This window comes from Sodalinema sp., assembly GCF_046483825.1.
Taxonomy (GTDB): Bacteria; Cyanobacteriota; Cyanobacteriia; order Cyanobacteriales; family Geitlerinemataceae; genus Sodalinema.
This window is the reverse complement of the sequence record NZ_JAWOCL010000028.1, coordinates 1-19819: the sequence shown is the minus strand read 5'-3', so window position 1 is coordinate 19819 and position 19819 is coordinate 1. Positions and strand designations below refer to the sequence as shown.

The 19819-nt window shown below is 53.9% G+C and carries 17 protein-coding genes; 11 read left to right on the top strand and 6 right to left on the bottom strand.

Annotated elements, in window-relative coordinates:
- Nucleotides 1-267 precede the first annotated feature (267 nt).
- The 3 genes from R6U67_RS01970 to R6U67_RS01960 all read left to right on the top strand — a co-directional run bounded on the left by R6U67_RS01970 (nt 268) and on the right by R6U67_RS01960 (nt 5875).
- A complete protein-coding gene (locus R6U67_RS01970) occupies nt 268-2547 on the top strand; it encodes a caspase family protein (RefSeq protein ID WP_410250986.1) in 2280 nt (759 codons plus the stop codon).
- An 84-nt stretch (nt 2548-2631) separates the two neighbouring features.
- Nucleotides 2632-3066 (top strand): peroxiredoxin, encoded by a 435-nt coding sequence (locus tag R6U67_RS01965; RefSeq protein ID WP_410250985.1) that lies wholly within the window; start codon nt 2632-2634, stop codon nt 3064-3066.
- 100 nt (nt 3067-3166) lie between these two features.
- The gene (locus R6U67_RS01960; protein ID WP_410250984.1) at nt 3167-5875 is read left to right on the top strand and encodes a C39 family peptidase; all 2709 of its coding nucleotides are present in this window, start codon (nt 3167-3169) and stop codon (nt 5873-5875) included.
- Between the two features lie 7 nt (nt 5876-5882).
- Here the strand turns inward: R6U67_RS01960 and petC are convergent, their stop codons facing one another.
- The 3 genes from petC to R6U67_RS01945 form a co-directional block, all read right to left on the bottom strand.
- Nucleotides 5883-6425 carry a cytochrome b6-f complex iron-sulfur subunit gene (petC, locus tag R6U67_RS01955; RefSeq protein ID WP_410250983.1) on the bottom strand — a complete coding sequence of 181 codons (543 nt, stop codon included), beginning with the start codon at nt 6423-6425 and terminating at the stop codon, nt 5883-5885.
- 170 nt (nt 6426-6595) lie between these two features.
- Nucleotides 6596-7924 (bottom strand): hypothetical protein, encoded by a 1329-nt coding sequence (locus R6U67_RS01950; RefSeq protein ID WP_410250982.1) that lies wholly within the window; start codon nt 7922-7924, stop codon nt 6596-6598.
- A gap of 89 nt (nt 7925-8013) precedes the next feature.
- Nucleotides 8014-8637: a hypothetical protein gene (locus R6U67_RS01945; RefSeq protein ID WP_410250981.1), complete on the bottom strand. Its 624-nt coding sequence runs from the start codon at nt 8635-8637 to the stop codon at nt 8014-8016.
- A gap of 18 nt (nt 8638-8655) precedes the next feature.
- On the opposite strand from R6U67_RS01945, the gene R6U67_RS01940 reads away from it, so the two are divergent.
- Genes R6U67_RS01940 through R6U67_RS01930 form a run of 3 tightly spaced genes read left to right on the top strand, consistent with a single transcriptional unit; the run spans nt 8656 to nt 10737 of the window.
- Entirely contained in the window at nt 8656-9720 is a 1065-nt protein-coding gene (locus R6U67_RS01940; protein ID WP_410250980.1) for a D-alanine--D-alanine ligase family protein, read from the top strand.
- Nucleotides 9713-10204 (top strand): GNAT family N-acetyltransferase, encoded by a 492-nt coding sequence (locus R6U67_RS01935; RefSeq protein WP_170188799.1) that lies wholly within the window; start codon nt 9713-9715, stop codon nt 10202-10204. The genes R6U67_RS01940 and R6U67_RS01935 overlap by 8 nt, the downstream gene beginning before the upstream one ends.
- A gap of 26 nt (nt 10205-10230) precedes the next feature.
- Nucleotides 10231-10737, top strand: coding sequence for a phosphoribosyltransferase (locus R6U67_RS01930; protein WP_410250979.1), 507 nt, complete (start codon nt 10231-10233; stop codon nt 10735-10737).
- 41 nt (nt 10738-10778) lie between these two features.
- Here the strand turns inward: R6U67_RS01930 and R6U67_RS01925 are convergent, their stop codons facing one another.
- The gene (locus R6U67_RS01925; RefSeq protein WP_410250978.1) at nt 10779-12875 is read right to left on the bottom strand and encodes a right-handed parallel beta-helix repeat-containing protein; all 2097 of its coding nucleotides are present in this window, start codon (nt 12873-12875) and stop codon (nt 10779-10781) included.
- A gap of 529 nt (nt 12876-13404) precedes the next feature.
- Here R6U67_RS01925 and R6U67_RS01920 point away from each other — a divergent pair.
- Nucleotides 13405-13611 carry a hypothetical protein gene (locus R6U67_RS01920; protein WP_410250977.1) on the top strand — a complete coding sequence of 69 codons (207 nt, stop codon included), beginning with the start codon at nt 13405-13407 and terminating at the stop codon, nt 13609-13611.
- Nucleotides 13612-13725: 114 nt separating this feature from the next.
- Here R6U67_RS01920 and R6U67_RS01915 read toward each other — a convergent pair whose 3' ends face one another.
- Nucleotides 13726-14085: a VOC family protein gene (locus R6U67_RS01915; protein ID WP_410250976.1), complete on the bottom strand. Its 360-nt coding sequence runs from the start codon at nt 14083-14085 to the stop codon at nt 13726-13728.
- Nucleotides 14086-14163: 78 nt separating this feature from the next.
- Between R6U67_RS01915 and R6U67_RS01910 the strand changes: the two genes are divergently transcribed.
- The 4 genes from R6U67_RS01910 to R6U67_RS01895 all read left to right on the top strand — a co-directional run bounded on the left by R6U67_RS01910 (nt 14164) and on the right by R6U67_RS01895 (nt 18888).
- A complete protein-coding gene (locus R6U67_RS01910; RefSeq protein WP_410250975.1) occupies nt 14164-14778 on the top strand; it encodes a DUF1449 domain-containing protein in 615 nt (204 codons plus the stop codon).
- Nucleotides 14779-14864: 86 nt separating this feature from the next.
- Complete coding sequence (locus tag R6U67_RS01905; protein WP_410250974.1) at nt 14865-17054, top strand: SPFH domain-containing protein; 2190 nt, start codon at nt 14865-14867, stop codon at nt 17052-17054.
- 137 nt (nt 17055-17191) lie between these two features.
- Nucleotides 17192-18163, top strand: a complete 972-nt coding sequence (locus R6U67_RS01900; RefSeq protein WP_410250973.1) for a glycosyltransferase family 9 protein — start codon at nt 17192-17194, stop codon at nt 18161-18163.
- 128 nt (nt 18164-18291) lie between these two features.
- Nucleotides 18292-18888, top strand: coding sequence for a hypothetical protein (locus R6U67_RS01895; RefSeq protein ID WP_410250972.1), 597 nt, complete (start codon nt 18292-18294; stop codon nt 18886-18888).
- A 7-nt stretch (nt 18889-18895) separates the two neighbouring features.
- Here the strand turns inward: R6U67_RS01895 and R6U67_RS01890 are convergent, their stop codons facing one another.
- On the bottom strand, nt 18896-19381 hold the full coding sequence (locus R6U67_RS01890) for a CRR6 family NdhI maturation factor (RefSeq protein WP_410250971.1): 486 nt from the start codon (nt 19379-19381) through the stop codon (nt 18896-18898).
- Between the last annotated feature and the right edge of the window lie 438 nt (nt 19382-19819).

The window sequence follows — 19819 nt, the reverse complement described above, 5'->3', positions numbered from 1 at the left end:
AGGGAGGGGCTAGGGGAGGGTTCTACAGGGAGGGGCTAGGGGTGGGTTCTCCAGGGAGGGGCTAGGGGTGGGTTCTCCCCTCCAGGGAGGGGCTAGGGGTGGGTTCTCCAGGGAGGGGCTAGGGGTGGGTTGAGGTGAGTACTGACAGCCCGAAGAACCCACCCCGCCCTTCGGGCACCCCTCCCTGGAGGGGATTTTTCGTTCCGACGGGAAGGGGTTTGATTTAAACGTTCACGGATTAATTTACGGGTATTACAGAGGTCAATTATGAAACGTCGTTATTTTCTTCAGGGGGCTGGTGGGGCGTTGGGGGCGATCGCCCTCAGTCAGTGGGACCTCGCTCGACAAGGCGATCGCCTCAACCGAGTCCTCGCTCAACCCACCTCCCGCAAATTAGCCCTCTTGGTGGGCATCAACCGCTATCCCCTAGGCATTGCTCCCCTGCGAGGCTGTGTCACCGATATGGAAATGCAGCGGGAGTTACTGGTGCATCGCTTTGGCTTCAATCCCCAAGATATCCTCACCCTCAGCGATGAAAACGCCAGCCGCGCGAACCTCCTCGATGCCTTTGAGTCCCACCTCATCGACCAAGCTCAACCCGGAGATGTCGTGGTGTTTCACTTCTCGGGTCATGGAGCCTTAGTGCGTGACCCAGACCCAATTCCCCTGCCCCGAGACCCTCGCTATCAGGGCGTTCAAGGCTACAACGGAACCATGGTTCCCTATGACGGTCGTCTGGGTTCCAACCCAAACTTGGTCAACGACATTATGGGCAAAACCCTCTTTCTGCTCATGTCCGCCCTGAAGACAGACCAAGTCACCGTCATGCTCGACAGTTGCCATTCCGGGGGCGGAACCCGAGGCGACCTGCGCTTCCGCGCCCTTGAAACTCGCTTCGGTGACGGCTATCCCGATCCCAGTGAGCAAGAACTGATGACCCAAGAGACCTGGATGAGTCGTCTTGACTTGTCCGCCGCCGAGTTGAAACAGCAACGCAGCCAAGGTATCGCCAAAGGGGTAGCCGTTGGCTCCGCTCAAGCCAATCAACTCGCCGCTGATGCCTCCTTTGGTCGCGGTGCGGGTCGTTTCTTTGCCGGAGCCTTTACCTACGGCGTGACTCGCTATTTGTGGCAACAGCCGGGGAATTTGCCCCTGCAACGGGTCTTTGTGGATTTATCTCGCAGCGCTCGGGATGTGGCCAACAGTTCCGGGATTCAGCAGGCCCCCGTGTTTGCCGTTGCCCCAGGGAGTGATCACGACCAAAAACCCCTCTATTTCCTAACTCCGCAAACACCACCAGCGGAAGCCGTTGTCTTGGGAGAGGAGAATGGGGAGATCTCATTCTGGCTCGGTGGGGTGTCCTCCCAGAGTTTAGAAGCCTTTGAAGAGGGGGCCGTGTTTGCGGCGATTGATGCTCAAGGACAAGAACTGGCGCAAATTGAACAGACGCGACGGGACGGGTTGCGCGGCTATGGCATCGTGCAGGGTGAGGCCCGATCGCTCCCCCAAGCGGGACGACTGCTGCGAGAACGGGTGCGAGGCGTTCCCCCAGATTTGAGCCTGCGCCTGGGACTCGACCCCTCCCTAGAGGATGACCTCAATGAGATGCGATCGCTCCTCCAGCAAATTCGACAAGTTGACCCCGTCCCCCTCGATAGCGGCGAAACCCCCCATTTTCTCATCGGTCGCATGACCCGTACCGCCCAAGCTCTGGCCGTCGAACACGGGTCAAGGGACATCTCACAACTGGCAAGCATTGGCCTGTTTACCCGAGGACTGGTTCCCATCCCCCAAAGCTTCGGTCAGCCCAACGAATCCATCGCCGCCGCCGCCAACCGTCTCGTTCCCCGCTTTCAACTGCTCCTGGCTGGACAGATTCTCGGCTCCGTCCTTAACAGCGATACCTCCAACCTCAACTTAGAAGTGCAAGTCGAAGTGGCCCAAAATAACCAGACCCTGGCCCGTAGCGGGACTCGCGGCAGTCGTGATTTAGTCGTCCAGCAACGAGAGCATGACCTCAATCGCTTACCCTCCGGGTCAGAAGTGCTGATTGAGGTGACCAATCACGAAGATCGCGATCTCTATGTCAGCCTGCTGGCGATCGGCAGTAGTGGTCGCATTACTGTCCTCTATCCCAACGATTGGGATGCCCCAGAACAAGCGTCTCGCCTCGCTTCAGGGCAATCCCTAATCGCTCCCGAACATGAGGGAGGTCGTAATCCTCAACGCAACTATTGCACCAATCCCAGCGGTGACTTTCACCTCTGTCTAACGGGCCGTGGCTATGTCGAAATCCTAACCATTGCCAGCACTCGTCCCCTGCGGGATGCCCTCCGCGCCATTGCACGCATCGCCGGAGAAACGGGCCTAGCCAGCCGCTCTCCCCTGGCGTTAAGGGATGAGGACTCTCTGAATGTGGTGGAGGCGCTGTTGACGGATATGAACCGCCATAGCCGAGGAGATATTGAAGTTCGTACAGCCCGCAATGCCGTTAACGTCAATCAGATGGCGGCCTTATCTACCATGATTGAAATTGTTGACCCCTGATTGGGTTTTCCCCCCTTGTCCCCCAACCAGTCAACAATGTTAGGATACCAACAGATATATGAAGAAATGTAAGGAGATCCCGATATGACTCTCGCTGTTGGCTCCACTGCCCCCGATTTCACCGCCAAAGACACCAACGGAGACACCATTACTCTGTCTCAGTTCAAAGGTAAAACCGTGGTGCTGTACTTCTACCCCAAAGATGACACCCCCGGTTGCACCAAAGAAGCCCAAGGGTTCCGCGATGCCTATGCTGAACTCGAAGGTAAAGATATGGTGGTCTTAGGGGTGAGCATGGATGACGAAGCCTCTCACAAGCAGTTCACTGAGAAATATGGTCTTCCCTTCCAACTGGTGGCTGATGCTGATGGAACCGTGACTCGCGCCTATGATGTCGAAGGCGGCGGCTATTCCAAGCGCGTTACCTACATCATCGACGGCGAGGGCAAAATCATCCAAGTCTTTGATAAAGTCGATACGACCAACCACGCCAAAGATATTCTCAGCAGCGTTTCCTAGGGCGGCCGGTTGACGGATTGGCCGGCGTAATAGAGATTTACAAGAAAGGGGAAGAATCGGGCGTTAGAATGTAGCAAGCCTTTGATTCTTCCCCTTTCCTATGGGTGTTTTAACCTATCTCACTCCCCAACAAGTCCTCATCAACACGCCAACGGTGTTGGAGGGGACTTATGACCCACAACAAATTGCCAAAGTCTCGGTGGCGGCGGAGGATCGCTTCCCCCTCCCCGTCACAGTAAACGCCAGTGAGGGACTGTGGCGAGTTCACCTCGATCGCGGGTTCAATCAAGCCGGGATTCGTTGGTTTCGTCTCAAGGGAACCAATAGCGAGGATACCGTCGTCGGCGATCGCACCTTCTATGTCACCGTCAATGCTCGCCCCCTGATTGAAGCGGAAGACCTAAAACTCGAACTCAAACAGCGAACCTGGTTCAAAGCTGCCCCCATCCAAAGTAATCAATTGGATGAACACCAAAAAATTCGCCTCGAAGCTGGAGAAACTCTGCGCCTGCGTCGCTATACCCTAGAGGGAAATCATCTGGGGGTCGAATTGGAGTCGCGGCGATCGCCCGTCGGCACCTTTGGCTATCTCTACGAACCCCACACCAAGCTCGAAGTTGGCGGCTTACCCTTCTACTTCAGCGAAGCCAGTCTCCCGGAACCCCCCCCAGGAACCCTTCTCCTCTGGGTGACCCACGACACCAAAATCAAACAAATCCCCGAAAGTTCCAGCCTCCTCTCAGAAGGTCAGCAAGCAGAACTCCTCAAAGGACAAGTCTTTTTCATCACCGGCTACGCCTGTGTCAGCGGTCATTATCGCGTCAGCCTTGTCGATGATATGACCATTCCCGGATTCGGCAACAGTGGCTTTCTCTACAACCTCCATGTCCGTCTCAGCCAGGATTCCACTTGGCTGGCCTACAACGATGAACAGGTGGCGATGACCGTGTTACGGCCAACGGACTTTAAGAAACGGCCCGCCGATAGCGCCACCCTCTCCGACTCAGAGAAAGTGGGCCTTCCCGCCACCCGAATTTACGGCGTTGAGCGTTACGAATGGGAAGCCAGCTATCTCAAACTAACCCTAACCGAAAATTTCCCCGGATTCGGTCGGACGGGCTATGTCTCCCCGGACTATGTTGAATTTCAAAAGACTGGACGACCGTTTCTCATTGCCCCAACCCTAAACTACACCGGCCCGAAGGAGGTTCTCGTCAAAACCCCAACCACCCTTGAAGGACGTTTCGATCGCAACCAAGTCACCTCCATCTCCGTCGTCGCCGAAGATAAGTTTTCCCTCCCCGTCACCCTAAACACCAGTGACGGAACCTGGCAAGTCGCCCTAGAGAATGGTTTTCAGGATGAAGGCTTGCGTTGGCTGCGCCTGCGGGGAAGTGATGCCAACGGGGCCACGGTTCATAACGAAATTCTCTATATCACCGTCACCACCGACGCAGAAACCCTCGGAGACCCCTTAACCCTAACCATCCTAGAAAAAACCTGGTTTAAAGTGGCCCCTCTCGACAGCAACCGTCTCGATGCTGGGCAACTCCTGGAACTGCAAGCGGGTTTAGAACTCGAAGTTGAACAGTATGCCTACATTGATGGCCATCTGCAAGTTCGCCTGACTCAACCCCTCAATCCCATTGGCGAATTTGGCTATCTCTACGAACCCCATGTTCAATTGCGTAAAGGCGATCGCCCCTTCGTCTTCCAAGTTAGCAATCTCCCGGAGGTTCCCACCCAGGCCCAACTCCTAATTACCCGCAACACCCACATCAAAACCTCCACCGAACCCGAAGCCACCCTCCCCGCCAACGTCAAGGCCCGCCTACTCAAAGGACAAACCTTTGCCATTCGCGGCTATGCCTCCATCGCCGGCCATTTCCGAGTGACCCTAACGGAATCCATCCCCGGATTTGGCAATATCGGCTATGTCTTCTGGCAACATGTGGAACTGGTTCGTGATGGGAAATCTCTCCCCTATGACCCGGAAGCCCTGACGGTCACCATGCGTCAGCAAACCATCCTCAAACGCCGTCCCGTCCCCAGTGGCGACCTCAGCCGTGATGACCGAGTCACCTTGCCCCTCGGCCGCGTCTATGGGGTCAGCAGTTACGCCACCGACCCTGAGTCCAATCATGTGCGAGTGGCGTTAACGGAAGAATTGCCCGGATATGGCAACACCGGTTATCTGTTTTTGGATCATGTCTGGGTGCGACGAGGGGCCGATGGCGTTGAGTTATCCCCGCCGCCTGCGCCGACCCCCTCCCCAGCGCCGACTCCCTCAAGTTTGCCGAGTCGTAAGGAGTTGAATGTGCCCTATTTCTCGCAACGGGATAATCCTGAGTATTCCTGGGCCACCTGTAACCCCACCTCGGCGGCCATGGTCTTGTACTACTACGGGGTACGGCCCACCGTGCGGCGACTTCTCTCGGATGAGTTATTTCAGTGGATTGTGCGTCGCTACGGCATCGGCGGGCAAACAGACCACGGGGCCTTATCGGAGGTGATTCGCGCCTATGGCTATCGCACCACCTTTAGTACCCGGCGGCGTTGGGCTGAGATTGATAAAGAGATTGCTGAAGGTCGTCCGGTGGTCTTACCGGGCTATTTCACCGCCACGGGTCATGTGGTGACGGTGATTGGCTATACGCCTTCAGGTTTGATTGTCAATGACCCTTGGGGCAATGCGTTAACGGGGTATCGGGATACCTATGGGGCGCGATTGTTCTACCCCAATGGTTTCTTGTTAGATAAATGTGGCCGAGATGGAGATCTCTGGGCTCACTTTATCTATCCCAATTGATGCCGTCTTAAACCCACCAGGGACGTTCTCCGGTGCGGGGATCGGTTTCAGTCCAGGGAAATAGCCAGATGCGATCGCCCTTCACCTCGACGTGAGCAATTTTCAGGGGTCGGTTGGCTGGCCCCCGCAACACATTCCCCTGGTCATCATAGCGAGATCCATGACAGGGACATTGGAACTCCCCTGCTGTGGCATTCCAGGGGAAAGTACAGCCGAGATGGGTACAGTTATCGACAATACCCATCGCGTTAAGCTGTCCGTCGGCTTCCACCGTCAGATAGGTGGGTTCGCCATCTAAGCCTGCAATCAAGGCGCGGGTTCCGGCCGGTTGGCTGAGAATCTGTTGCGCGGGGATGGGATGGCCGAGTTTATCTTTGGCCACAATGGCCCCGCTACCATCGCCCTCTTTCGGGGGAACCAGATAACGCAGGGCCGGATAGGCGGCACTGCCCACCGCTGCGGCAACGGTTGCGCCGGTCAGAAAGTTGAGTAACTGACGGCGAGACATATCTGGGGCTGGGTTGTTGTTAATCGGTACGTTAGTCGTCATAGAATCCTTCGAATTGCATCTGATTGCATCATTGCGTCGTGCAAATCAATAAATCTTCAAATATTGTTGCACTTATTTATATTCTATGCCTATCCAGTTGAACTTGCCACAAAAAAAATGCCTGAAGCGGTGGGGATTCCCCCACATCTCCAGGCGACTCCCGGCCGACGCTATGACCCCGAATCGAGGCGATCGCGCCATTCTTGGTCAATCTTGTCCGATTGCTCAAGTTCTTGTTGCGCAATATCCTTTTCTGTGGTATAGGCGAGGTCATCAGTCCCAATCGCCGTTTCCTGGGCGAACTGACGAGCATAATCGAGTTTGGGCCGCAACTGAGGTTCAAGGCGTTCAAACTCCAGCGCCCGTTCCTGACGTTCAGCATTGCGCCGTTGCACCTTCTGATTGCGCCGTTGAATCCAGAAATAGCGCACCAAAGGAAGGGTTAAAAAGGCAATTCCGTAAGCAATCAAGAGCCAGTAAATCGCATCAACAAAAGCCACCAAACCGCCCAATTCAGCGACGATTTCTTGAACTTCAGGCTTCTGTAACAGAACCCCTAAAATGCCTCCACCAATCACATTGACCGCCCCTAAACCAATGGACATGGAAATCTGTCCAGATGTCGCTTGGCTAAAGGGCCAGGGCGATTCCGTTAAATAGGTTTCCACGGGTTTACGGCGCTGTTGCGTCGCCGTCACCTGTAACTCAGGGAACCGATAGACCAAATTCCCCTCAGGGCTAACTTCAGGAATGCCATCAAACTTCGACAACACCGGAATCATATAGTCTTCCGTTTCCCGAGAAAACTGATTTCCCAAATCATCTAAATAGGGAGCAATTTGCTCAGCAACTACCACGCCATTATGATTACGAATTACCTGAGCGATATCCTTCCAGCGGCGTTCCTCCAAATCAGCATTGGGGTTTCCATCCCCAAACAGAAAGGAAAACACCGCTTCTAGGAAATTCAACTCGGAAGCATCTCGGCCCGCTTTCGCCTTGCGTTGGCGCTTGCGTTGAGGGTTAGGATCATAAAACCAAAACAGGTCCCCAATCCAGAAGCGGGGAATAAAAAACAGTCCGCCACCGCCTCCCCGGCTACTACTGCGGCCCCCACCGCCATTATTATCACGGCTAGAATTGAGGGCAACAATAATGATGGTGATGGTCACAAAAATGAGAATAATTGAGACAATCAGCAAGGTTCCGAAGGAGATCCGGATCAGATAAAACAGAACATTCCAGATCTTGTCCCACCAGGCCCTTAACCGAAGTCGTAAAAACTTCCCTCGCAGGATGTTGCGGAAATTGCGGGGGAAGTCATAGACAATATCGCCAGTTTCTGCGACTTGTAAATGGGCGTTGGCATCGGAGGCCAGAGCCAGCAGTCCTTTTTGCGCTAAGTTAACATCGAGTCCGGCCTGACTGGCCACATCGCCGACCGTGACGCGGTAGTCGAGTCCTTCTACCGCTTGCATAATCTTGGGGTTGGGAGCCATTCTGTCCTACTTGAACCACCTACTCCGTTATAACAGATTTGGCATTTCTCATGGGCCTTTCTCATCGGCCTTTCTCATGGGCATTTCCCTCACCAGGAGATTCTCCCGAAGGCGAAGGAGTCGATGACCATTTCTAGCACGTCCACCTCCTGGGGTGCGATCGCGCCTCCCGAATCGCCAACAAAAATGTGAATCAGATGCTCACCATCGGGATGCAGCAGAGCGGCATTGTAAGTGATGTGGTTAGCGCGAAACTCTTGTATCCACGTAATGGCCTCCTCTCCGGCGATCGTATTTCGGGTGAAGTCTCGGTTTTGAGAGATGGCGGAGTCCAAGATATCCTCAATCTGCTGCACATGGCTCGGACGCGGTTTAATCTCGACGATAATATCCGAGACTTGATGGCCCGCCCCCCTAGGACCATGTTCTCTGGCACAGTCGAGAAAAGCCACATCCGTCGGATTACGAATCGAGAGGCGGAGTGTATCGGCCATGCGGGGGTCATCGTCCCAAATTATCTCATAGTTGCGGGGAATCTCGAAGCGTAGGTTATGGCGGGGGATGATCGCATCCCGACGTTCAGAGGAGGGAGGTTCCGGGTTCTCGTTGGAACAGGGAGATGAGGGAGGGTTGGCCATTAACGGGGCATTGGGAAGCCAGCAAAGTCCCAGAACAGCCGGTACAATTATCGCGGTGAGCCAAGGCGTTTTCATGGTGGAGATTTTCAGGATATGACAAAACAACAGGTGGGACTGCTATTTGGCGGACGTTCCGGGGAACATGAGGTGTCGATTTCGTCAGCCCGGGCGATCGCCGAAGCGCTCTTGTCCGCTGATAATACCAGTCGCTATGACGTCTATCCCTTTTATATCAGTAAGACGGGACAGTGGTATGGCCCCGAGGTGGCACAAAAGATTTTGGACTCGCGACAGCCGCTGAACCCAGAATCCGAGGGGGATAACGCCAGGCTTTGGTCCTTTCCTCCAGAAGCCGCCGCGATGACGGTTTGGTTCCCAATTCTCCATGGCCCCAATGGCGAAGATGGCACGATTCAAGGCTTATTACAGTTAATGCAAGTTCCCTTTGTGGGATCAGGGGTTCTCGGTTCGGCGGTGGGAATGGATAAACTGGCGATGAAGTCAGCGTTTGCCCAGGCGGGACTCCCTCAGGTGGCTTATCGGGAGATTCGCCGTCATGAAATTTGGTCCAATCCCTGCGTATTTCCCAAACTCTGCGATGAGATTGACGCGGCGTTGGGCTATCCCTGTTTTGTCAAACCCGCCAATTTAGGGTCTTCCGTGGGAATTTCCAAGGTGCGATCGCGGGCCGAGTTTGAGGCCGCCTTAGACAGTGCCGCCAGTTACGATCGCCGCGTCATCGTCGAGGCCGCCGTGGCCAACGCGCGGGAAGTCGAATGTGCCGTCCTGGGAACCGACAACCCCCGCGTCTCGGTGATTGGTGAAATTCGCTTTCAAAGTGATTTCTACGACTATGAGACCAAATACACGGCGGGCCAGGCCGATTTATTGATTCCCGCACCTCTCCCCGATAAAATTGCCCGAGAGATTCGTGAGTTAGCGGCCCAAGCCTTCACCGCCGTCGATGCGTCTGGCTTATCTCGGGTGGACTTCTTCTATCAGGAGGAGACGGGGGAGATTTTCCTCAATGAGATCAACACCCTCCCCGGCTTCACCGCCACCAGTATGTATCCCCAATTGTGGCAGGCGACGGGGATCTCCTTCCCCGAGTTAGTGCATCAGTTACTGGCCTTTGCCTTGGAAGAAACTGATGGTTAAGGGAGAGTATTTAGACTTTAGCATTCGTCCCTGGACCGCCGGCGATCGCATTCCAGCGGGCCGTTTAATTGCCTCAATTCTCCTCGAATACGGTCTCCCCTGGGAACCCGAAGGGGCCGATCGCGATGTAGTGGAAGTCGAACGCTTCTACATCGAAACCGGAGGCGGATTTTGGGTGGTACACCAGGGAGACACCCTTGTGGGAACCGCTGGATTTTACCCGGTGTCTCGGGGCGATCGCGCGGTGGAGTTGCGTAAAATGTATCTCATCCCCTCAGTTCGAGGTCGTGGCTTAGGGACGTTTCTGCTGCAAGAATTAGAAGCCGAAATCCAACAACGAGGCTTTCACACCATCTGGGTGGAAACCGCCAGCGTTCTCCAGGAAGCCGTCACCTTCTACGAACGTCACCACTATCTCCCCGCCACTGGAGTTGAGACCGAACGCTGCGATCGCATCTATAGCAAAACCTTCCCCCCCACCTAACTAACCCTCCTTATCTTGCATTAACCATGTCCGATCTATATGTGTCGTGGTCAGACTATCATCGCACCGTTGAACGTTTGGCAGTACAAATTTATAAATCCCAATGGGAATTTGACGAAATCATCTGTTTGGCCCGAGGAGGATTACGGGTGGGAGATACCCTCTCTCGTATCTTTAACTGTCCCCTAGCGATTCTCTCCACGGCCTCCTATGGTGGCCGAGAAGGACGAGAACAGGGGGTGGTCATTGTCTCCCGTTCCCTCTCCATGACCACCCCCCAACTGGGACAACGACTGCTAATTGTGGATGATTTAGTGGATTCGGGAGATTCCCTCAAAGCGGTGTTGGCTTGGCTGTATGACCATTATGGTCAGCACATTTCAGAACTGAGAACGGCGGTGTTATGGTGTAAAGCCTGCGCGACCTTTACGCCCGATTATTATGTCCGCTATTTAGAGGATAATCCTTGGATTCATCAGCCGTTTGAAGCCTATGAAAAAATGGATTTATCCAGCTTTTCTGAAGATGAGTAACGCCTTAAGTGATGTTGAACGGAGAACTCACGCTGCGGGGATTAACCCAGTTCCCACTGGGCCGCCCCGATCGCCTCGGGAATAATACCGCGTAAAGTCGCCAACAGCTCCCCAGTCGCGGCTACGCGAATCTGCGTGTCGTTACCATCAGCGAGCAGTTGCAGTGACTCGAACGATAAACCACCTTGAAGGAGTAGGCGATCGCGATCGACCTCAAAGTCTTCAACAATATCGTGACCTCGTCCCGCCTGCAACACAAAGCGATCGGCCCCCTCACCGCCAATCAGCACGTCATCCCCAACGTCACCGCTGAGGACATCATCACCATCCCCACCCAGTAGCGTATCCGCCCCCTGGCCACCATACAGCGTGTCATTGCCGCGATCGCCCAAGAGTCGATCATTCCCCCGATTCCCAAACAGCAGATCCGCATCCTGTCCGCCAAAGAGACGGTCATCGCCGTCACCTCCGGCTAAAATATCATTGCCCGTGTTTCCCGCCAGAACATCGTTCCCCGCGCCGCCGGCGAGGGTGTCGTCGCCCCCCAATCCGATGATCATGTCATTTCCAGCCAGTGCGTCGCCGAAATCATCCCCATCCGTCATGGCTATCTCATCCGGCCCCTCTGTGAAGATAAATGTTACCGGAGACGTGACCGGATCCGTTGCTCCAAACTCAAACGCGCCACTGTCGATGGCCCCATCACGGAGTGCGCCGCGCAAATCCTCCGTCAGCCCCGACACCGACACCCCAGCATCGATCGCCGGACTCCCCGATTGCAACATGACCACCGGAATCCCCGCCGCATTACGTTGCAGCGGTTCCAATAGCGGATCGGCGATCGTCACCGAGTTGGTTACATTCACATCAGTCGAATCATCGGGATTCTTGGGCGGAAACTGAAAATTCCCGCCGCCATCGCGGAAGACAAACCCCGTATGCTGCTTATTATTCCAGGGATTGTTGCCCGTACTACCCTCAACAATAGTATTCGTCAGCGTCACGTGAGTTCCGCCACCCCAGAATGCCCCCCCTTGAAATCCAGCGTGGTTGTCAGCAAAAGTGCTGTTCGTGATCTCCACCGGGTTCGAGCCATTAGAGAAGAGAATCGCCCCACCGAGTCCCTGAGTCCCCGAGGCACTCTCAGCGCGGTTTTCGGCAAACAGTGTGTTGATGATCGCTCCAGGAGCCTGCTCACCTATCCAGAGTCCGCCCCCTTGCTGTTCCGCCACGTTGCCGGCGATCGCCGTATCCCTAAGCGTGAACTCGCCGTTCCCTATCCGCAAGCCGCCGCCAAGGGCTTCTCCTGAACTGTTGGGGATGACGCGGTTATCGGCAATCACGCTATCCTCAATCACCACGCGATCGGGCGGATAGACAAACACGAACAGCCCGCCTCCCTGTCCCGCACCCTGGTTACCCTCAAACTGGCTGTTGCGGATGGAAATCATCCCGGAACTGCTGCCGTCATTGGCACTCGCGCCGTCGGTGTAGATCGCACCGCCGTAGTTGTCGCTGCGGTTGTCCCGAAAGATGCTGTTTTCGATGGTGAGTTGGCTGAGCAGGTTGTTAATGGCTCCGCCATAAGCGCCTCGGTTGTCCGTGAATTCACTGTTGCGAACGGTGAGTTCGCTTTCGCTCCAAATCAGAATAGCCCCCCCAGCGTGTTCGTTGCGTGCAGCGGTGGCATCATTCCCGACAAAGCGACTGTCGTTGACGGTGAGACGACTGCGATAGCCGCTGTAGATCGCGCCGCCTCCCGTGGCTTCGGCGACGTTGTTGCGAAATTCGCTATTTTCCAGGTTAACCACCGCTTCGAGTCCCGATCGCAGTCCGCCCCCTTCTCCGTTCACAGCGCGTCCGTCGGCGATGGTGAGCGATCGCAGCGTCACAGCGGTTCCCCGTCCCGTCACGTCCAAAACCCGATGGCGGTTGTTACCACTGAGGGTCAATCCGGGGGCGTCGGAACCGTCGAGGGTTAGGTTTTTGTCGAGTTCGAGGGTGCTATCTAGGGAGATGGTTTGACGGGCAAGGTCAGCGGCAAAATGGATGGTATCGCCGGGTTGCGCCTGTTGCAGCATCTCGCGTAGGGAACCTACACCGCGATCGAGGGCGCTCGTGACCAGAAGATTAGCCATAATGATGTGATGTGCAATATTTAGTATGCTTTAACTATAGACTTTCTCAACAGTTTTAAAGTTTCGGGAAAGACAGATCAAAAACTGTTTCAAACATCATCTCAGTTTGGTTTTTCTATCAGGCTTTGACGGGCTGAAATCCCTATTGTTCGAGATGACCACGTCTGAAAGCTGACATGACTCTCAGGCTAAACCCGAGGGGGGTGTCGTTTCCCCTCAATGTTGGCGATCGTCCTGAAACCTCAAGATTCCCCTTTTTGCCCCTGGCTTGCCCGTTTCTCCTGTTTGCTGGTAAGTTGCCTGTTTTGAGTCGCCTGTTTTGAGTCGCCTGTTTTGAGTCGCCTGTTTTGAATCGCCTGTTTTAAATTACGTGTTTTTAATTACGTATTATTACTAATCGTATTTTCACGTAAATTATCCGACGGTGCGATCGCCGTCACAACGAATAGGTAAGCGCGATCGCATAGCTAAATTAAAGTTCTTGTTAAGATGAAAGAAATCGAACAGAACTGGGTAGAGAGATTAGCGTATGACTGCCACACAGGTGCAACATCGAGATTCTAATGTTCAAGAAATTGCCAGCCGCATTTTTGAATCTCATCAGATTACCCGAGCCGATCAGTCCGTCTTCATGAGGAGTCTGCTCTCCAAATCCGCCCTCAGCCGCGAAGAAGAAACAATCATTAACAAAGTTTTCGAGGAACTCAAACGGGGCCTGCTGCGCGTTGTAGACTAGCCAAAATGCAGATATCATCACGGTTACGCCGATTAGACATACCCCACAAAAACCCCGGTTTTCACTAAACCGGGGTTTTCTGTTGCAACAACCGAATTGACGTCCCGCGAGTAACTATGACCTCTCAGCAGCGGGTTCATACAAATACTCAAACCAGTTTCCATCGAGATCGCGACCATAAAACGAGGCGGTTCCATCCCGGTGTTCGTGAACCTCGCTGACGTGAACCCCATCAGCCTTGAGTTGACGGTACGCTGATTCCATTTCGTTGCGATCGCCAAAGATGAAGCCAAAATGAGGACCCGCCTGGTCATAATTAGGACTCAGCAAGGCTAACCCGTCCTCTCCCGCCTTGAGATAGGCCCAGTCCGTATCCTTCCAAACCAGCGTCATCCCCAGATTTTCATAAAACGCGGCCGCCTTGGCGATATCTTGCACGCAAATGGCCACATGTCCCAGTCGTTTGAGCTGCATATCGTGAATTTTGTTAGCTTATACCCACATTTCTATTGTAGGGCGGTTATTCTGTGGGAGAGCCTTTCGAGTGACACGATGTTTGATCTCGCGAATCTCCCCTATTGGATCTTTCTCATTTCAGGAATCGTCCTGTTTGTCGTCTCCATCTCCATCGGTGGTGAAGATGACCTCGACGGCGATGGCTTTGATCTCCCCATTTTAGGCTGGTTGGGAATCGGCCAGGTTCCCCTAATGCTACTCCTGGCCGCAGACTTAAGCCTCTGGGGCCTGTTTGGCTGGGTGGCTACCGTGGCCCTCGGTGTTCCAGGAACGCCTTTAGATATCGGTGTTTTCCTCGTCACCGGGGGGGTGAGTGTCTTTCTCGGGGGTGCGATCGCCCGACCCCTGGGCCGCCTGTTTTTCGCCAGTTTTAGTGAAGACTCCAGCAGCGATCGCCTGGTGGGATGTTTAGGAACCGTCAATTCTCCTCAACTTCCCCGCCAACGCGATCGTAAAGTGGGCCAAGTCGATGTGGTTGATCCCGCCAAAAACCTGGTTACCGTCAATGTCGTGATTCCCGACGACGCCGAAATTGTCCCCCAGCGGGGAGATACTGTTCTGATTGTCGAACATTGTCCCGACTACTATCTGGCGATCGCCCATAACTCCATCGACTGCGATCGCTGGCTCGGCTCTACAAATAGTCCTTAACGACTCTCCAACAGGAGATTAAATCACACAAAATCACACTAATATCACATTAAATCACACGAAATCACATTAAATCACATTCAACTATGCTGTATTGGTTAACCCTCCTCGAAACCCTCTCCACCCCCACCTCAGCCACCACCACCGTCGAGGTGAATCCCCCTCAACCCGCCTCCCCGCTCAAATCCGCCGCCGTTCCGCCACCGGTTCCCGAACCGCCCACAGCGGCCCACCCTGACCACTCAGAAACCCCACCCGTCATCATCGCCGACCTCGCTCGCGAGAATGATTATCACGACATTCACCAAAACGTCCAAGACAATGTTTTAGAAAAGGCCGAACCCCCCGTCGTGTATGCTCAAGCCGGGTCTATGATCCTCGGAGGGACCGCCGTCGGGATCGTTGGGATTATCGTTCTCATTTTATTGGGCTTTTGGGCCTACACCCGCGTCTATCAAATTACCCCCAACAACGAAGCCTTTGTGCGAACTGGGGGTTTTTTGGCGAAGAAAAACTCCGTCATTCTCTATGGTGGCTGTATTGTTCTCCCCGGCTTCCATGAACTGACGCGGGTTCCCATGCGGGAGATTACCATCAACGTCGAACGCACCGGAAACCTGGCTGTTCGCACCCAAGACTATTTACGGGCCAATATGCGGGTGACGTTTTATGTTTGCGTTAACCACGATGAACAGGATGTAAAAACCGCCGCTGCACGTTTATCGCGCGATGGAAATATCTCCCCGGCGGATATTAAAGAAGCCCTGGAAACTCGGGCAGATGATGCTATTCGAGCGGCGGCAAAACGCAAAACTCTGGCAGAAATTGATTCTGATAAATTGGGGTTTGCTGATGAAGTCTTGAATTTAATTCAGCAAGACCTGAAAAAAGTCGGTTTAACCCTCAATAATATCGCTATTTCTGAAGTCGAAGAAAGCGATACGTATGACACCAATAACTTTTTTGATGCCCAAGGAGTGCGGCTGCGGACGGAGACAATTCAGAAGTCGATTAAGCAAAAAGAAGAGGTTGAACTCCAGACAGAGCAAGAGCGACGGCAGTTCCAGCTTCGCACTCAAGTTAGTATTAAGCAGCAGGAACTGAATGCTCGTAAAGAAGGATTAGAAATTGAGCGGGACGAGGAAGAATCGCAACTTCAGCAACAGCTTGAAGTCGAATCTATGCGGGCGCAACGGGCGCGGGAGATTCAAGAGTCGAAAGACCGAGAAGCGGCGAATCAAGAACGTAGTAAAATCCTGCAACGGCAAGCAGTAGAAGAAGAAGAAATCGCCAAATCTCAGGCGGTGCAAGAAAAGCAAATTCTGTCTGCGATCGCCATCGAAGAACAACAGAAAAAACTCAAAGTGGCTCAAGCCTTGCAAAAACAAGAAGCGGAAATGGCTGAAATTACCCGTCAGAAAACCATTGACGCCAACCGCTTAAAAGCTCAGGTCGAAATCTCCGAAGCCGAGGAACTCTCGGAACTCGCCAAACAAGAGGCCGCCATCGCCATCGCCAAGAAAACCCAAGAACGCCTCGAAGCCGAAGCCATGCGAGCCCAGGCCGAGTCGGCGGTGGAAACGGCCATCGAACTCGAACGAGCGCAACGGAAACAACGCCTTTCAGCTTTGGCCGCCGAAGAAGCCGCCGAGAAACAACGCATTGCCGATAACAACGTCATCGAAATCGATGTCTTTCGCCGCCGTCGCCAAGCCGAGAGCGCCCGTCAAGCGGCAGAATTGGAAGCTGAGTCGATTCGGACCTTGGCGGCGGCTGAGCGCGATCGCGCCCTGGCTGAAGCCGAAGGGATTGAAGCGAAAATCCAGGCTGAGAACGCCCTGAGTGATGCGAACCGCAACGCCGATCTGATTCGCGACATCGCCCCCGAGTTACTCAATCGCCTCCCCGAAATTGCCAAAGCCTTGGCCCCACAGCCGGGGGTGTTGGGAGATGCCAAAATCTATGCGTTTCCCAATGGCAACAACGGTAATGGTAATCTCTCCCAGGATATTAGTAAGCTGATGCTCTCCACCAGTGGCCTAGGGTTAATCGAAAGCCTCAGCCAAGAGGGAAAACTCGAAGGACTGATGACCACCTTGGCGCAACTACTGAAAACAGGCAACAATGAAAGTCCATCGGAATCGCCGCAGTCACCGTTAAACCAGGGGTCTGGCGGTTCATCGAGCCGTGGCGGTGGCTCGGCTGGGGGGCGCAGTTCTGCCATAACCAGCGAGCCTCAGCCCCCGAAATCGGTCCCAGATGTGCCAGAAGCGTGATTCCCCGGCTAGACGACATTGGGGCGATCGCTCTACCATTAACTCTGGTTGCAACACTGACGATCGCAACTCGTCCAGTTGGTTTAACATTGCCCCTTTCGTCACGCCCTTCGAGCAGCTGAGTCTTAAAATACGCTATGAAAGAAATCTTGACCCTCGTTCCGGGGGGAATCGGTGATCAGTTATTGTTTTTCCCCACCCTCGAACAACTGAAGCATCACTATCCCAACTCTCAACTGAGTGTGGTGGTTGAACCCCGCGCCAAGGGAGCCTATCGGGCCAATAAGTATTTCCATGATGGCTCCTTGAATCTAATTCCCTTCGACTTCAAAGATCGCAATGGCCCCGCCGATTGGGGAAACCTGATGGGAATTGTCCGCGATCGCGAGTATGATGCGGTCTTATCCCTCGGTCGCCGCTGGACGGTGGGCCTACTGCTTTGGCTAACGGGGATTCCCCGCCGCGTCGGCTATGGTGAACCCGGTAGCCTCTTCCTGACTCATCCCGTTCCCCTCAAACCCGAACAGTACGCCGCCGAAATGTATCACGACTTGGTGCGCGGTCTGGGAATTCAGTCTCCCTGTCCTCCCATGGAGGTGACTCTACTCAAAGAAGATGTTGAGTGGTCTGAACAGCAACAACACCAGCTTGGTGTAACCGAAAGTGGCTATGTCCTCGTCCATGGAGGCGCCAGTCAGTTGGCCCAGCAGAAGGGACTCGATAAAATCTATCCCGTTGAAAACTGGGCCAAGGTGTTACAGGGAATGCAACAGCGACAGCCCAATCTTCCCATTGTGGCCGTCTGTGGCCCCGATGATGGAGCCTTTATCCGGGAGTTAACCGAGGCGGTTCCTGGCCTCAAAACCATTTCCCCTCCCGATATCGGCAAACTGGCCGCCACCATCGCCGCCGCCAATGTGATGCTTTGTACTGACAGTGCGCCGATGCACCTGGCTGTGGCGGTTCAAACCTACACCTACGCTCTGTTTGGTCCCACGGATGCGAAGAAACTCCTCCCTCGGGGCGATCGCGCTCAAGGAATTGTCTCAGCAACGGGTAAAATGGCGGACATTGACCCGCAATCTATCTTAGACAAGGTGTTTAGTTAGAAGTCGGCCAACGGGTAAACCCAAAAGCACAATACAAGATGGGGTAGGTTCTCGAAGTCTCTAACCTTCCCCTCGTTGCTGATGGTCTGTTACCTGTTGCCACTTCCCCTGATCTTACCGTTTGAATTATGACTCCTGAAGGAACTTGGACGATCGCACAGGCCAAAACCATGGCCGGAACCCCTTATAGCGGGACGGTACAGATCTCTCGCACGGGGTCGGTGTATCAAATCTTTTGGTTGAGCGATCGCAGTAACTTTTCCGGCCTCGGCTTCTATCATGACAACCGCCTCTGTGTCGGCTGGAGTTTAGATAGCTCATTTCGTGTCGTTGTCTATCGGATTCACCGCGATGGAACCCTAGAGGGACAATGGACAACCCCGCAGCTGTTTCCCGAATTTGGAACTGAACAAGCCACGGGAGTCTCCTCTCAAGAGGTGGGGGGACTCTATCAGGTATCGGGAACTTATCCCAAAAAACAACCCCCCTACACCACCAGTCTGGCCATTGGCCAGAAGGAACAGATTTATCAACTCACCAGTAGCGGTAGCCCCAAGTTACAGGGAATTGGCCTGCGTAGTGGTGACTGGTTGGTCACCAACTGGGGCTATGACGGTAAATTTGGGGTCATGGTCTATGAAATCGACCGTGACACCGCCGAAGGACGCTGGACTCGTCCAGGGACGAAGCAGGTGGGTATCGAGACATTATCAAAGATTTGTTAGGAGTCCCTTAACCCGGTCCCAAGAGTAAATCAAAGAGGCCGTCGTCGAGTTCATAGCCAAGAAGCTGCGACATGGCCTTGAGGCGAGAGCGACTCGGACAGCCCTGTTCTTCGAGCCAACTCGCCAGAACGAAGATTTTGCTCATCAAGAAGATTTCCAGGGCTTCTGGGTTGAATTGGATGCCCTCAGTGCGATGAAACTCATGGGGAACCAACATGGCCACATAGCGGGCTAATTCACCACTGGACCAGTCGAGGAGTAGAGGAAGCCAGGGATAGGCCGCATCGAGACGGATAAACCAAAGGCGAATTTCGGGAATCTCTGACAATTCCCGAGGATCGCTCGGATCACGAGGAATATCAATCTGAAACCGTAGAGACTGCTCAGCATCAGCCATTGCGCCCTTAAGCTGTTGGGCGATCGCCTCCCGGGCCGGGCTTAAATCTAGGGTTTCAATCGTCGTGGCGTCGAGTTGAATCTCATTCGTGGACATGAACAGTGCAGCCTTTGAAAATACTAGAGTAGGATGGTTTTCTATACCTTTCTACCCTACTGTATTGGGTCAATAGTCCGGACATTTTTCTGGGCAAGCGCTGAAACCCTTGGTTTCTCGTTGGCTAGATCACTGTGAAAGATGGATGAAACCCGCATTCTACCGTTGACTTTTAAAAACTGTCCGGAGTGTTGATTGGGTTCCAATTCAGCGAGTCCTGTAGCGGCTGGCCACAACTCCCCCAAAGTCACTACGTTACCTTAATCCGCGAGAAGGCTCACGTTGTAATCTTTGATTCAACGTTGAGATGAATCGCGGCAACCACTGTAGTACAATGTGGTACAATTCCGTCAAATGACTGAATGGTGTCATGCTGGTATTTGAGGCCAAGCTAAAAGGAGCCAAAGAGCAGTACGAGCGTCTGGACGAGGCCATTCG

Coding starts and splice junctions, on each gene's coding strand:
- R6U67_RS01970 (WP_410250986.1), top strand. CDS start 268: ATGAAACGTCGTTATTTTCTTCAGGGGGCTGGTGGGGCGTTGGGGGCG.
- R6U67_RS01965 (WP_410250985.1), top strand. CDS start 2,632: ATGACTCTCGCTGTTGGCTCCACTGCCCCCGATTTCACCGCCAAAGAC.
- R6U67_RS01960 (WP_410250984.1), top strand. CDS start 3,167: ATGGGTGTTTTAACCTATCTCACTCCCCAACAAGTCCTCATCAACACG.
- petC (WP_410250983.1), bottom strand. CDS start 6,425: ATGACGACTAACGTACCGATTAACAACAACCCAGCCCCAGATATGTCT.
- R6U67_RS01950 (WP_410250982.1), bottom strand. CDS start 7,924: ATGGCTCCCAACCCCAAGATTATGCAAGCGGTAGAAGGACTCGACTAC.
- R6U67_RS01945 (WP_410250981.1), bottom strand. CDS start 8,637: ATGAAAACGCCTTGGCTCACCGCGATAATTGTACCGGCTGTTCTGGGA.
- R6U67_RS01940 (WP_410250980.1), top strand. CDS start 8,656: ATGACAAAACAACAGGTGGGACTGCTATTTGGCGGACGTTCCGGGGAA.
- R6U67_RS01935 (WP_170188799.1), top strand. CDS start 9,713: ATGGTTAAGGGAGAGTATTTAGACTTTAGCATTCGTCCCTGGACCGCC.
- R6U67_RS01930 (WP_410250979.1), top strand. CDS start 10,231: ATGTCCGATCTATATGTGTCGTGGTCAGACTATCATCGCACCGTTGAA.
- R6U67_RS01925 (WP_410250978.1), bottom strand. CDS start 12,875: ATGGCTAATCTTCTGGTCACGAGCGCCCTCGATCGCGGTGTAGGTTCC.
- R6U67_RS01920 (WP_410250977.1), top strand. CDS start 13,405: ATGACTGCCACACAGGTGCAACATCGAGATTCTAATGTTCAAGAAATT.
- R6U67_RS01915 (WP_410250976.1), bottom strand. CDS start 14,085: ATGCAGCTCAAACGACTGGGACATGTGGCCATTTGCGTGCAAGATATC.
- R6U67_RS01910 (WP_410250975.1), top strand. CDS start 14,164: ATGTTTGATCTCGCGAATCTCCCCTATTGGATCTTTCTCATTTCAGGA.
- R6U67_RS01905 (WP_410250974.1), top strand. CDS start 14,865: ATGCTGTATTGGTTAACCCTCCTCGAAACCCTCTCCACCCCCACCTCA.
- R6U67_RS01900 (WP_410250973.1), top strand. CDS start 17,192: ATGAAAGAAATCTTGACCCTCGTTCCGGGGGGAATCGGTGATCAGTTA.
- R6U67_RS01895 (WP_410250972.1), top strand. CDS start 18,292: ATGACTCCTGAAGGAACTTGGACGATCGCACAGGCCAAAACCATGGCC.
- R6U67_RS01890 (WP_410250971.1), bottom strand. CDS start 19,381: ATGTCCACGAATGAGATTCAACTCGACGCCACGACGATTGAAACCCTA.